10 protein-coding genes and 2 rRNA genes are annotated in these 12,918 nt (G+C 34.4%); 4 read left to right on the forward strand and 8 right to left on the reverse strand.

From position 1 onward, the window contains the following. Nucleotides 1–22: 22 nt before the first annotated feature. The 4 genes from ppk1 to rny all read right to left on the reverse strand — a co-directional run bounded on the left by ppk1 (nucleotide 23) and on the right by rny (nucleotide 5,485). Nucleotides 23–2,116 carry a polyphosphate kinase 1 gene (gene ppk1, locus LRR82_RS07160; protein ID WP_249028753.1) on the reverse strand — a complete coding sequence of 698 codons (2,094 nt, stop codon included), beginning with the start codon at nucleotides 2,114–2,116 and terminating at the stop codon, nucleotides 23–25. Beyond that, on the reverse strand, nucleotides 2,117–3,016 hold the full coding sequence (locus tag LRR82_RS07165; RefSeq protein ID WP_249028754.1) for a Ppx/GppA phosphatase family protein: 900 nt from the start codon (nucleotides 3,014–3,016) through the stop codon (nucleotides 2,117–2,119). It abuts the gene before it with no gap. 100 nt (nucleotides 3,017–3,116) lie between these two features. Further along, on the reverse strand, nucleotides 3,117–3,890 hold the full coding sequence (locus LRR82_RS07170; protein ID WP_249028755.1) for a TIGR00282 family metallophosphoesterase: 774 nt from the start codon (nucleotides 3,888–3,890) through the stop codon (nucleotides 3,117–3,119). A 38-nt stretch (nucleotides 3,891–3,928) separates the two neighbouring features. Further along, entirely contained in the window at nucleotides 3,929–5,485 is a 1,557-nt protein-coding gene (rny, locus tag LRR82_RS07175) for a ribonuclease Y (RefSeq protein ID WP_249028756.1), read from the reverse strand. A gap of 243 nt (nucleotides 5,486–5,728) precedes the next feature. Here rny and LRR82_RS07180 point away from each other — a divergent pair, with 243 nt between their 5' ends. From LRR82_RS07180 to LRR82_RS07190, 3 genes are read left to right on the forward strand one after another with little or no spacing between them, the layout of a single operon-like run. Beyond that, on the forward strand, nucleotides 5,729–5,863 hold the full coding sequence (locus tag LRR82_RS07180; RefSeq protein ID WP_249028757.1) for a spore coat associated protein CotJA: 135 nt from the start codon (nucleotides 5,729–5,731) through the stop codon (nucleotides 5,861–5,863). Further along, the gene (locus LRR82_RS07185) at nucleotides 5,857–6,105 is read left to right on the forward strand and encodes a spore coat protein CotJB (protein ID WP_249028758.1); all 249 of its coding nucleotides are present in this window, start codon (nucleotides 5,857–5,859) and stop codon (nucleotides 6,103–6,105) included. The genes LRR82_RS07180 and LRR82_RS07185 overlap by 7 nt, the downstream gene beginning before the upstream one ends. Then, a complete protein-coding gene (locus tag LRR82_RS07190) occupies nucleotides 6,105–6,752 on the forward strand; it encodes a manganese catalase family protein (protein WP_249028759.1) in 648 nt (215 codons plus the stop codon). Before LRR82_RS07185 ends, LRR82_RS07190 begins: the two co-directional genes overlap by 1 nt. 25 nt (nucleotides 6,753–6,777) lie before the next feature. On the opposite strand, the gene LRR82_RS07195 is transcribed toward LRR82_RS07190, so the two are convergent. Together LRR82_RS07195 and LRR82_RS07200 are read right to left on the reverse strand one after the other, a co-directional pair. Continuing rightward, nucleotides 6,778–8,115 (reverse strand): MATE family efflux transporter, encoded by a 1,338-nt coding sequence (locus tag LRR82_RS07195; RefSeq protein WP_249028760.1) that lies wholly within the window; start codon nucleotides 8,113–8,115, stop codon nucleotides 6,778–6,780. A gap of 45 nt (nucleotides 8,116–8,160) precedes the next feature. After that, a complete protein-coding gene (locus tag LRR82_RS07200) occupies nucleotides 8,161–9,114 on the reverse strand; it encodes an alpha/beta fold hydrolase (RefSeq protein ID WP_249028761.1) in 954 nt (317 codons plus the stop codon). Nucleotides 9,115–9,222: 108 nt separating this feature from the next. Between LRR82_RS07200 and LRR82_RS07205 the strand changes: the two genes are divergently transcribed. Beyond that, the gene (locus LRR82_RS07205; RefSeq protein WP_249028762.1) at nucleotides 9,223–9,672 is read left to right on the forward strand and encodes a methylated-DNA--[protein]-cysteine S-methyltransferase; all 450 of its coding nucleotides are present in this window, start codon (nucleotides 9,223–9,225) and stop codon (nucleotides 9,670–9,672) included. Nucleotides 9,673–9,717: 45 nt separating this feature from the next. On the opposite strand, the gene rrf is transcribed toward LRR82_RS07205, so the two are convergent. Both rrf and LRR82_RS07215 read right to left on the reverse strand, forming a co-directional pair. Beyond that, nucleotides 9,718–9,826 (reverse strand): 5S ribosomal RNA (gene rrf / locus LRR82_RS07210). A 91-nt stretch (nucleotides 9,827–9,917) separates the two neighbouring features. Continuing rightward, nucleotides 9,918–12,822: ribosomal RNA gene (locus LRR82_RS07215) — 23S ribosomal RNA — on the reverse strand. Between the last annotated feature and the right edge of the window lie 96 nt (nucleotides 12,823–12,918).

Below are 12,918 nucleotides of genomic sequence, written 5' to 3' on the forward strand. Positions count from 1 at the left end.
TGATTGGAGGACTATTTTATACCTATCTTTTTTTCTTGAATAATTTTTTAATCGCTATTTTTAAGGATGGATTTGTATGGCTTTGTTTAATTGCAATTTGTTCAAATATTAATTGACTATCGTATTCCTTTTGGATCTTGTTTTTAGAATATGTTTTATCATCTCCTAAAACCCAAGCCTTACGGTTATCACTTACTATTGTTTCTACGATATTCCATAGTTGTTTTTGAATATTTTTATCTAATATTGGACAAGCAATCTCAACACGTTTACGTAAGTTACGAGACATAATATCAGCACTACTAATGTACATTTGCATATTAGCTTCTGCACCAAAAATATAAATACGATGATGTTCTAAATATTTACCAATAATAGAACGGATTTGAATATTTTCAGTATGTCCTTTGATACCAGGAACAATGCAACAAACACCTCTTACAATTAGTGTGATATTGACACCTGCATTACTAGCTTCTTCTAACTTTTCAATAATGGAAACATCTGTTAAACCATTGACTTTCATAATAATACGTGCTTCTTTTCCTTCATTCGCTATCTCTATTTGTTCATCTATTTTTAATAAAATTGTTTCACGTAATCCAGTCGGTGCTACTAATAGGTGGGTGTATTGTCCTGCAATATTAGATACTAATAAGTTTTTAAAAAACATATCACCATCTATCCCTATTTCTTGGTTTGCTGTTATCAAAGATAAGTCAGTATATAGTTTTGCAGTTTTTTCATTATAATTTCCGGTACCAATTTGTGTAATAAATGATATTTTATCTTTATGTTGGTAAGTAATTAAACATATTTTAGAATGTACTTTGTAATCTTCTAATCCATAAAATATTTTACATCCAGCATCTTCCAATTCTCTAGAAAAATCAATATTATTTTGTTCATCAAAACGAGCACGTAATTCCATTACTACAATAACATCTTTTCCATTGTTTGCTGCAGTACATAAATGCTCTACAATCTTTGCATCATTCGCTAGTCGATAAATAGTCATTTTAATTGATATCACACTCTTATCATTAGCAGCTTCTTCGATTAAGGATACAAAAGGATCCATGCTTTCATAAGGATAATGTAATAATACATCTTTTTGACGAACATATCGTGTTAAACTACGCACCCCTTGTAGTTCACTAGATACTTGTGGTTGATAAGCCAAATAACAAAACTTTTCTTTTTGATTTTTTGTAAATTTAGTCGGTAAATCAAAAACATAAGACATATCTAATGGTGTCTTTACAAAGAAAGTTTGTCTAGAAGAAATAGATAACTGTTTTTGCATAAATTCAACAACTGAACTAGATTTACTAGCCGATACTTCCAAACGAACTGGCATCAAGTTATTTCTTTTCTTCAATAATTTTTTCATACTATCACGATAATCTATCTCTTCAAAATAATCATAATCATAATGAATATCAGCGTTACGAGTAATTCTGATAATAGCCTTATCTTCTATCGAATAGCCTGGGAATAATTCACTAGCCATTTCATAAACTATATGTTCGACAAATAAACATTTGAAACCACTCCTTAAAAAGATTAGTCTTTTGGCACGAGCAGGAATTGGAATTAAACCAAAATGTTTCTTATCTCCTTTTTTTAGTTCTAATATGATATTGATTGTTTTATTTGGAAAGTGTGGTAATGGGTGTGATAAGTCTATAATTTGAGGTGATAGTAATGGTAAAATAGAATGATAAAAATAATCTTTAATATATGTTTTTTCTGATTTAATTAAATGTTTATAGGAACTAAAAGCTACTCCTTCCATAAAGAATTGTTCTCTTAGATTTCGATAGATTTTATCTCTTTTTTTATAAAGATCTTCACTTTTTTTATAAATAGCATCTAATTGTTGTTTTGGTGTCCATCCCGTTTTATTATCTATAATTGACTCACGTAAATCCATAGAATGCGCTAAACCACCAACACGAATCATATAAAATTCATCAAGATTACTCCCAAATATAGAAATAAACTTTAATCTTTCAAACAAGGGAACACTTTCATCACTTGCTTCATCTAATACTCTTTCATTAAACTTTAACCATGATAATTCTCTATTTTGACTATATTCGTAACTTTCCATTTACTTGACCACCTTTTCATAAAAATAACCTTCACGAACACCATATTTACTAACCACAATCTCATCACATTTAAAATACTTTACAATTGTTTTAAAGATTAACATCCCTACTAAAATAGTTTTACAACGTTCAGGAACAATATCCAATAATTTATGTAATGTTTTTTTAGAAGAACTGCTCAAAACTTGATACATATCTTTCATCTTTTGATAATTCATTTGATGGTTTCCATTTGATAAACCATAACAATCATTATATAGTTTACTAGTAGCACGAATAGAACCACCAACACCACAAACAATAGGATATTTTGATAAATCATCCTTATTAAAATGTTTCTCTAATTTTTCTAATACTTCTTTTTTTATTTGTTTTGATTCTTTTTTTGTTGGTAAAATATCTTTTACATACTTGGTATACATATTCAATGAACCAATTGGCATAGAAATAGCCTTTTCTATTTTACCTTCATTAAATAAAACTATTTCAGTAGAACCTCCACCAATATCTACTAAAACTCCTGTTTGATGAAAAACATTTTTAGAAGCACCGATAAACTCTAAGCTAGCCTCTTGACTAGAAGAAATAATCGTAACATCTAAGTCTGTTCTTTCTTTTATTATAGCGATTACATCCTCACTATTCAATATATTCCTTAAAGATGCAGTTGCAAAAGCATGGACATCTTGAATATCAAAGTTATCTATTATTTCTTTATAAACACGTAACACTTCACAAGCACGATTTATTCCTTGTTCCATCATTTGTTTATCTTTTACATATTTTATCAAACCAACCATTTCTTTTTTTGTTACTAAAATAGTCATTTCATTGTTAACATATTTATATATACTCATACGAATCGTATTCGATCCAATATCAATTACTGCACTTATCATCCTACTACCTCCTAATCTTAGCAATCATACGCTTTTTTACTTTCCATAACACGCATCACTTCGTAAACTTTATGTTAAGATTAATAAAAGAAGACCATTCTTAAAAAGAGTGGTCTTCGTTAATCATAATTCTTTCTATATCTACTACTTTGTTGTCTTCAAAAGTTAAAACAACTGCACATAATTGTCCGCTACTTTCTGCAATTATAAAAGGAGCATGAAATCCTTTCATACGTGTAATAACACTATCAATATCACATCCTATTGCTGAACGATAAGGACCTGTCATTCCTACATCACTAATAAAGGCACATTTTCCATCAATAATCTTTTCATCTGCAGTTTGGACATGAGTATGAGTCCCTAATACTGCTTGTACTTTATCTTTAACATAGTGAGCAAATACTACCTTTTCACTTGTCGCTTCTCCATGATAATCAATAATATGAATATCATGTTCTAAATCTAAATAATCATCGATCATTTCAAAAGGACTACCATTACGTGTATCCATAAAAGCACTACCTAATACACTAGTAATACGAATTTTTTTACCTAAACAATCAAACACTCTTGATTTTGTACCAGGCAGGGCACGAGGTTGATTCATGGGAACAATCAAACGATTTGCTTCATCGATATAATCAAAAATTTCTTTTTTATCAAAAGTATGGTTTCCCATTGTCATAGCTTGAACACCTTGAAAAACAAAGAATTCATAATGTTTCTTTAAAAGCCCTTTTCCATGACTTGCATTTTCCACATTTGCAATAACAAAATCAATTTGATACTGTTGTTTTATACGATATAAATAATCTTCTACCATGTCTCTACCAATAGAAGACATTACATCACCTATAAATAATATTTTCATTTTTATCTCCTTAAAAAAAAGATAGGTACTAACCTATCTTATTTTGCGATTTCGCTAGCACGAACTTCACGAATAACTGTTACCTTGATATTTCCAGGATATGTTAATTCGGCTTCGATTTTATCTTTTATTTCTCTTGCAATTTGATGAGAACGAACATCATCAATCTTATCAGGTTTTACAACAATACGTATTTCTCTACCCGCTTGAATAGCAAATACTTTATCAACACCATCAAATGATTTTGCAATTTCTTCTAATTTTTCTAAACGTTGAATATAGTTTTCAATCGTTTCGCTACGACTTCCTGGTCTTGCAGCAGATAAAGTATCTGCAGCAGCAACTAAGATAGAAATAACACTTGTTGCAGGAACATCACCATGATGCGATTCAATAGCGTTAATAACTGTCGCATTTTCACCATGTTTCTTAGCATACTTAGCACCAAGTTCCACATGACTACCTTCTTTTTCACGGTCCATTGCTTTTCCGATGTCATGCAATAAACCAGCTCTTCTAGCTAATTGTTGATTTAACCCCAATTCAGCAGCCATAAATCCTGCTAAATGTCCAACTTCCAAAGAATGTTGTAATGCATTTTGACCATAACTAGTACGATATTTTAACTTACCTAAATGTTTGATAATTCCACTATCTAGTCGAGAAATACCTAATTCAAATGCAGCATCTTCTCCTGTTTTACGAATTACTTCATCTAATTCAGCTCTTGTTTTTGTAACTACTTCTTCAATTCTACCTGGTTGAATTCTTCCATCACGAATTAATGTTTCTAATGAAATACGAGCAACCTCACGACGAATTGGATCAAAACATGAAAGTGTAATTGCTTCTGGTGTATCATCAATAATTAAATCAACACCTGTTGCTTGTTCGATTGCTTTAATATTACGTCCTTCACGACCAATAATACGACCTTTCATTTCTTCACTAGGAAGAGCTACAACACTAACTGTTCTTTCTACTGTTTCTTCTTGAGCATATCGATTTATCGCATTTGCGATAATATCTCTGGCAAGCATAGTAGCTTTTGATTTCGCTTCATCTTCTTGTTCTTTAATATACCCTGTCATTTCAGCAGCAATTTGTTGTTCTACTTGTTTGAATAATTCTTCTTTTGCTTCTTTTGCTGACATAGCAGCAATTTTTTCTAATTCCCCTACTTTTGCATCAATTTTTTCTTGTAACTGCGTCTCTAATTTTCCTAAATTTTTCTCTTTTTCTTCTAACTGTTTTACTTTTTGCGCGATATTTTCTTCTTTCCCTTGTACTGCAATGTCACGACGATCAATTAATTTTTCACGTTGTGATAGTGCATTTTCTAATTCATTAATTTCATTTTTATGAACTTTTAATTGTTTTTCTGATTCTAATTTAAATTCATATGCATGAGTTTTCGCGTCTAAAATTGCTTCTTTAATGATTGTATCTGCTTTTGCATTTGCATCTTCAATGATTCCTTCAGCACTTACTTTTGCTTTTCTAATTTTTAGTTTAGTTAAACCTAAGTATAGTAAAAAACCGGCAGCTATTGCTAAGATATAGGTAAATATAGAGATAATATCAAAACTTTCCATTTTGTACCCTCCATAATTTTTTAAGTATCCTTATTTGTACTAAAAACTGTACAAGATTATTGTATAATAATTCTTCTTCATTTACAATGAAAACCTTATCATTTTATTGTAAACCAAACACTATATGACAATTCTACCACAAATTAAATAAAGTGAACAAAATTATGCTTTTTCCTTTTATCTAGGCAAATGCCTAAACAACATCTTTGTATTCTCATAGGTATAGGGTGTAGGAGGAATAAAATGAATAATACACAATTAACCATTTCTTCAATAGAAATGCAAAAATTCCAAAAAATATATGCTTTAAAAAAAGCTTTTGGAATTGGAACTATTTTTCAAGAATTAGACAAACCTTGGAGTGAAAAAGGATGGTAAGTAAAAAAGATATGTTACAAGATATTATGATGTTAGATTTTGCTATTAGTGATATTACGTTATTTTTAGATACTCATCCAAATGATAAGGAAGCATATAAATACTATCAAGAAGCAGTCGAAAGATATCAAAAAGCTTATGATTTGTATACTAGTAATTATGGTTGTTTAAACAATCGTAGTATTGATGACAAAAACTATGATTATATTAATGGTCCTTGGCCTTGGGAGGTAGAAGCATAATGTGGGTGTATGAAAAAAGATTACAGTTTCCTGTAAATATTACGAAACCAAATGCTAAAGCAGCTACTTTTATATGTTCTCAATTAGGTGGCCCTGATGGGGAATTAAATGCTGCAATCCGTTATCTAAGTCAACGTTATACGATGCCTTGGCCTGAATTACAAGCTTTATTGACGGATATAGCGACAGAGGAATTAGGTCATGTTGAAATGATTTCAGCAATTTTATATCAACTTACTCGAGGATTGTCTAAAGAAGAAGTGAAAGCAAGTGGCTTTGATACTTACTTTGTAGATCATACTTTTGGGATATATCCTCAAGCTGCTTCAGGGATGCCTTTTACAAGTGAAGGAATGCAATCTACTGGTGATCCTATCGCTGATTTAGTGGAAGATATGGCTGCTGAACAAAAAGCTAGGGTTACTTATGATAATATCTTAGCTTTAGTGGATGACGAAGAGATTAAGGCTCCCATTCGTTTTTTAAGAGAACGAGAAATTGTCCATTTCCAACGTTTTGCAGAGGCTTTAGAAATAGTGAAAAGTAAATTAAATAAAGATAATTATTATTACTGTAATCCTGAATTAAATTGTGATTTACCTAGAGAAGAATCTTTATTAGATTATTCTTCTAGCATTCAATTATAAAAAGCAAAAGAATTTCTTTTGCTTTTTAATGTTCTTTATTAAAGTTCTTTTTGATGTAAAAATAAAAAATAAAACATACAATAATTTGTATAAAAGAAGTAAAAGGAGTTGCTAATCCTACATAGAATAAGTTTGTTCCTTCTAAAGTACTGATTAGATAAGCTAATGGTACACGAATACAATAAGAGCCAATAATAGATTGTAACATAACAAAGGTTGTATTCCCTGTTCCATTAAAGAATCCTGTAAAACAGAAAATAAAACATACTAGGACAGTATCTATCGAATATGATTTTAAATATAGGACAGCTTCTTTCATAATATTAGCGTCACTAGTAAAGAAACGAATTAATACTTCTCCATGAAATGCACCAATATATGCCATAATCACCCCAAAGAAAAGTGAAATCAAAATCCCATATTTTAATCCTTTAACAGCTCTTTGATGTTTATTTGCCCCCATATTTTGTGCTGTGAATGCAGATAAAGATTGCATAAAAGCTTGTGGTACTAACATAATCATTCCTGTTAATTTTTCAACAACTCCAACTGCTGCTGATACATAAACACCCATTACATTAATAATGGCGGTAATTGATAAAAAGGAAATGCTTACTAAAACACTTTGCAAGGCTATTGGAACTCCTAATTGTAATACTTTTTTTATAACTTCTTTATCAAAACAAATCATACTAACTTCAAAATGAAATGGTAAAGCAATCTTTTTTATACGAATCAATGATAATAAAACACTTGTTCCTTGTGCTGTAACAGTTGCAATAGCAGCTCCCATTGCACCTAAACCAAAAAATCCAGTTAATAACAAGTCTCCTAAAATATTAATAATACAAGCAATAAATACAGCAATTAAAGGTGTTTTAGAATCTCCTATTCCTCTAAAAACACTTCCTAAAACATTATAAGCAACAATTAATATAACTCCTAACGATGAAATAAATAAATATTGTCCTGTTGAATAAATAGCACTTTCTGGTACGTGCATCAAAGTTATAATTAAATCTTTACCAATAAATAAAAAGCCCATAATAATGATAGCCATAGTTAAAAACAATAAAATACTGGATCCTACTACATGTCCTGCTTTATCACTTTGTTTTGCACCAATATAGTTTCCTATTAAAATAGTAGTTCCCATCGATAATCCAGTACACAAAGAGGTGATTGTTGTAATAATCTGACTTCCTGTAGTAACTGCAGATACTTGTTCTACTTGACTAAATCTACCTACAATAATTAAATCCACAGTTCCATACGTTACTTGTAGTAGTAAAGCAAATAAAACAGGTATCGTAAATTTTAATAATGTTGGTAATAATTTTCCTTCTACTAAATTATTTTTCATATTTTCCCCTATAAAAAACATCTAATAAGCTTAGATGTTTTCTTTCTATTTAAAACATTCTTCCAATTGACCAAACAACAAATCCATCGCTTGAGAAGATGGAATATGACTAGCTTCTTCCATTATATTTAATCGAATATTTGAATTATTAACATCTCCTATTACTTTTACTAAAGAACTAGTTGGTGTAATAATATCATTGGCTCCTTGGATAATATAATATGGTTTGGATATTTTTTTGAAATCTTCACTAACATCTAATCCAATAATTTCATTAATCAATGATTCATTTTTAGTAAAACCATTTTTAAATAAAGCTAAAAAGTCTTTTGTTTTATAGTCTTGACTCAAAAAGTTACCTAACATAATTGGTAAAAAATTAGTTGCTGTTGTTTTTTTATGAATATATCCATTCGAATACTTCTTAATATATTTTGATATTTCTACAACATTTTGATAACAATGAGATGGCTCTTGATGAATTTCTTCAATTCTAGCAAGTGCTTTTACTCGATGACAATAATCCGTTAGTTCCTCAAAAGTATCTTCACTAAAATACATATCTTTTGATAATTGTCCATAACAAATAGCACCATCGATAGGATTATCTTGAGCCATTACTTTTAGAGCTAATAATGAACCCCAAGACATACCAAATAAATATATTTTATTATTTGGAAATAAAGCTCTTATTTCGTTAATTAAATCAAATGTCATGTTCACATAATCATCTACTGATACATCTTCCAATACTTGATTATTTATCCCACATCCTAATTGATCCCAATAAACCATAGTATAGTTTTTAATAAAATCAGGATATAATCCTCTCGATCCACATGAAAAAGGTAATGAAGTTCCTAAACCATGTAAACAAATTAATACAGGGTTATAACTACTTTTCCCTTCTATTAATACTTTTTGATTTATTCCATTTAAATTAAGTTGTTTTAAATAACTAACTGCTGTTATTTTAATTCTTTCTTTTCTAAATTTCATATTATTTCATCCTTTATATTTCAATCTATTTTAACGTATTTTAAGTTAAATAACAAGTTATTATCTTCTTAGCTATGATATAATAAATTAGATAAGGAGATTCTATTTATGACATATGCATATTATCAAAGTATTATTGGGATCATTGAAGTTGGTTTTAAAGAGGAAGTAGTTTATTCTATCAAAATAAAAGAAAAACAAGGTATATCGAATGCTACAAAGTTCAGTGATTTCGTTTTTTCTCAAATATCACAATATTTAGTAGGAGAACGTAAAGAGTTTAGTTTTCGCTATCAGTTAATAGGTACTGAATTTCAAATAAAAGTATGGAATGCACTTTTAACTATCCCTTATGGACAAACCAAAAGTTATCAAGATATCGCAAATGCAATAGATAATCCCAAAGCATGTCGAGCTGTTGGTAATGCAAATCATCATAATCCTATTCTTTTGGTTATTCCTTGTCATCGTTGTATTCAAGCGAATGGAAAAATAGGTGGATTTGGATTAGGTATTGATATAAAAATAAAATTATTAAGATTAGAAAAAGGGCAATAGCCCTTTTAAAATACAAAAAAAGACATCCAAATGGATGTCGGATGAAACTGGCAGTTTGCTATTGTTGCACCTTAGTACTATCGTCGCCGTTATGATGCTTAACTTCTGTGTTCGGGATGGGAACAGGTGTGTCCATCATGCCATCACTACCAGATTCTTCTTGAGTGAAATCACTCAAAACTAGATAACAATTGCTTTTTAAATTCGATTCTTTCTTTGTTTTTATCTTCAAGCGTTTAACCGTTTAGGTTAAGTCCTCGACCTATTAGTATCAGTCCGCTGAACATGTCACCATGCTTACACTCCTGACCTATCAACCTTATCGTCTTTAAGGGGTCTTACTTGCTAACGCAATGGGAAGTCTCATCTTGAAGTTGGTTTCACACTTAGATGCCTTCAGCGTTTATCCATTCCACTCTTAGCTACCCAGCTATGCCACTGGCGTGACAACTGGTGCACCATTGGAGTGTCCATCCCGGTCCTCTCGTACTAAGGACAGATCTTCTCAAACTTCCTGCGCCCACGACAGATAGGGACCGAACTGTCTCACGACGTTCTGAACCCAGCTCGCGTACCGCTTTAATGGGCGAACAGCCCAACCCTTGGAACCTACTTCAGCTCCAGGATGCGATGAGCCGACATCGAGGTGCCAAACCTCCCCGTCGATGTGAACTCTTGGGGGAGATCAGCCTGTTATCCCCAGGGTAGCTTTTATCCGTTGAGCGACGGCCCTTCCATTCGGTACCGCCGGATCACTAAGCCCGACTTTCGTCCCTGCTCGACTTGTAGGTCTCGCAGTCAAACACCCTTATGCCTTTGCACTCTACGCTTGATTTCCATCCAAGCTGAGGGTATCTTTGGGCGCCTCCGTTACTCTTTAGGAGGCGACCGCCCCAGTCAAACTGCCCACCTGACACTGTCCCGTACCCAGTTTATGGGTCCCGGTTAGAACTTCAATACAAGAAGGGTAGTATCCCAACGTCGACTCCTCGAACACTGGCGTGCTCGTCTCATTGTCTCCTACCTATCCTGTACATCTTGCATCAAAGTCCAATATCAAGCTACAGTAAAGCTCCATGGGGTCTTTCCGTCTAGTCGCGGGTAACCTGCATCTTCACAGGTACTAAGATTTCACCGAGTCTACAGCTGAGACAGCGCCCAAATCGTTACGCCTTTCGTGCGGGTCAGAACTTACCTGACAAGGAATTTCGCTACCTTAGGACCGTTATAGTTACGGCCGCCGTTTACTGGGGCTTCAGTTCAAAGCTTCGCTTGCGCTAACTCATCCCCTTAACCTTCCAGCACCGGGCAGGCGTCACCCCCTATACTTCGTCTTTCGACTTAGCAGAGAGCTGTGTTTTTGGTAAACAGTCGCTTGGGCCGTTTTACTGCGGCTCATATTTCTATGAGCACTCCTTCTCCCGAAGTTACGGAGTCATTTTGCAGAGTTCCTTAGCTATAGTTCTCTCGCTCACCTTAGGATTCTCTCCTCACCCATGTGTGTCCATTTTCGGTACGGGCCGATTCTTGATTAACACTAGAAGCTTTTCTTGGAAGCTTGCGTCATGGATTTCTGTACTTGCCGTAGCTTTCCATATATATCACGCCTTCGCCTTAACATACGGATTTGCCTGTATGTCAGCTACCTCGCTTATCCCCACTATTCCAGCAGTGGGTACCATTAGCCTTCTCCGTCACTCCATCATTCAAGAACCGGGTACAGGAATCTCTACCTGTTGTCCATCGACTACGCCTTTCGGCCTCGCCTTAGGTCCCGACTTACCCAGAGCGGACGAACCTTCCTCTGGAAACCTTGGGTTTTCGGTGCGTGGGATTCTCACCCACGTTTCGCTACTCACACCGGCATTCTCACTTCCATGCGCTCCAACAGTCCTTCCGGTCTATCTTCACTGCACATGGAACGCTCCCCTACCATTATTTCTAATCCATAGCTTCGGTAATACGCTTAGCCCCGGTAAATTATCGGCGCAGAGTCATTCGACTAGTGAGCTGTTACGCACTCTTTAAAGGATGGCTGCTTCTGAGCCAACCTCCTAGTTGTCTGGACATCTCCACATCCTTTTCCACTTAGCGTATATTTTGGGACCTTAGCTGATGGTCTGGGCTGTTTCCCTCTTGACAATGGACCTTATCACCCACTGTCTGACTGCCGAGTATATCTGTGTGACATTCGGAGTTTGATTATGTTCAGTACCCCGGGATGGGGCCATCACATATTCAGTGCTCTACCTTCACATGACTTTACCTCGACGCTAGCCCTAAAGCTATTTCGGGGAGAACCAGCTATCTCCGAGTTCGATTGGAATTTCACCCCTAGCCACAACTCATCCGCCAACGTTTCAACGGGGGTCGGTTCGGTCCTCCATCGGGTTTTACCCCAACTTCAACCTGGTCATGGCTAGATCACTCGGTTTCGGGTCTACGACATACAACTACTCGCCCTATTAAGACTCGCTTTCGCTTCGGCTCCGTATATCCTACTTAACCTCGCTGCATATCGTAACTCGCCGGTTCATTCTACAAAAGGCACGCTATCACCCATTAACGGGCTCTAACTTCTTGTAAGCATATGGTTTCAGGTTCTATTTCACTCCCCTCCCGGGGTTCTTTTCACCTTTCCCTCACGGTACTGGTTCACTATCGGTCACAAAGTAGTATTTAGCCTTACCAGATGGTCCTGGTAGATTCCGACAAGATTTCTCGTGTCCCGCCGTACTCAGGTGCTCTATCACGTTTCGTCACAATTTCGAATACGGGGCTATCACCCTGTCTCGCCGAGCTTCCCATCTCGTTCTTCTATCATGTCTTCTATCCGCTTTATTTAGAGTCCTACAACCCCGATCTATGATCGGTTTGGGCTCTTCCCCGTTCGCTCGCCGCTACTTAGGGAATCATTACTTTATTTTCTACTCCTAAAGGTACTTAGATGTTTCAGTTCCCTTCGTCTTGCCTCTCCTATGCTATGTATTTACATAGGGATAACTACCTATTACAGTAGCTGGGTTCCCCCATTCGGATATCAACGGGTCGTTGCTTGCTTACCGCTCGCCGTTGCGTTTCGCCGTTTGCTGCGTCCTTCTTCGCCTCTTTGTGCCTAGGCATTCGCCATACGCTCTTTTTAACTTTACCTATTGGTGTGTTGTACTTTCGTACACTTTTTTTGTTTTTTGTTTGCTTGAGTTACTATTTTTTTTGACTATTTATACGTTCGTATTTTTTGGTGTC

Source organism: Tannockella kyphosi, from assembly GCF_021054785.1.
Classification (GTDB): domain Bacteria; phylum Bacillota_I; class Bacilli_A; order Erysipelotrichales; family Coprobacillaceae; genus Tannockella; species Tannockella kyphosi.

What these genes read in the sequence shown, in the direction of transcription:
- ppk1 (WP_249028753.1), bottom strand. Translation starts at nt 2,116, where the DNA reads ATGGAAAGTTACGAATATAGTCAAAATAGAGAATTATCATGGTTAAAG.
- LRR82_RS07165 (WP_249028754.1), bottom strand. Translation starts at nt 3,016, where the DNA reads ATGATAAGTGCAGTAATTGATATTGGATCGAATACGATTCGTATGAGT.
- LRR82_RS07170 (WP_249028755.1), bottom strand. Translation starts at nt 3,890, where the DNA reads ATGAAAATATTATTTATAGGTGATGTAATGTCTTCTATTGGTAGAGAC.
- rny (WP_249028756.1), bottom strand. Translation starts at nt 5,485, where the DNA reads ATGGAAAGTTTTGATATTATCTCTATATTTACCTATATCTTAGCAATA.
- LRR82_RS07180 (WP_249028757.1), top strand. Translation starts at nt 5,729, where the DNA reads ATGAATAATACACAATTAACCATTTCTTCAATAGAAATGCAAAAATTC.
- LRR82_RS07185 (WP_249028758.1), top strand. Translation starts at nt 5,857, where the DNA reads ATGGTAAGTAAAAAAGATATGTTACAAGATATTATGATGTTAGATTTT.
- LRR82_RS07190 (WP_249028759.1), top strand. Translation starts at nt 6,105, where the DNA reads ATGTGGGTGTATGAAAAAAGATTACAGTTTCCTGTAAATATTACGAAA.
- LRR82_RS07195 (WP_249028760.1), bottom strand. Translation starts at nt 8,115, where the DNA reads ATGAAAAATAATTTAGTAGAAGGAAAATTATTACCAACATTATTAAAA.
- LRR82_RS07200 (WP_249028761.1), bottom strand. Translation starts at nt 9,114, where the DNA reads ATGAAATTTAGAAAAGAAAGAATTAAAATAACAGCAGTTAGTTATTTA.
- LRR82_RS07205 (WP_249028762.1), top strand. Translation starts at nt 9,223, where the DNA reads ATGACATATGCATATTATCAAAGTATTATTGGGATCATTGAAGTTGGT.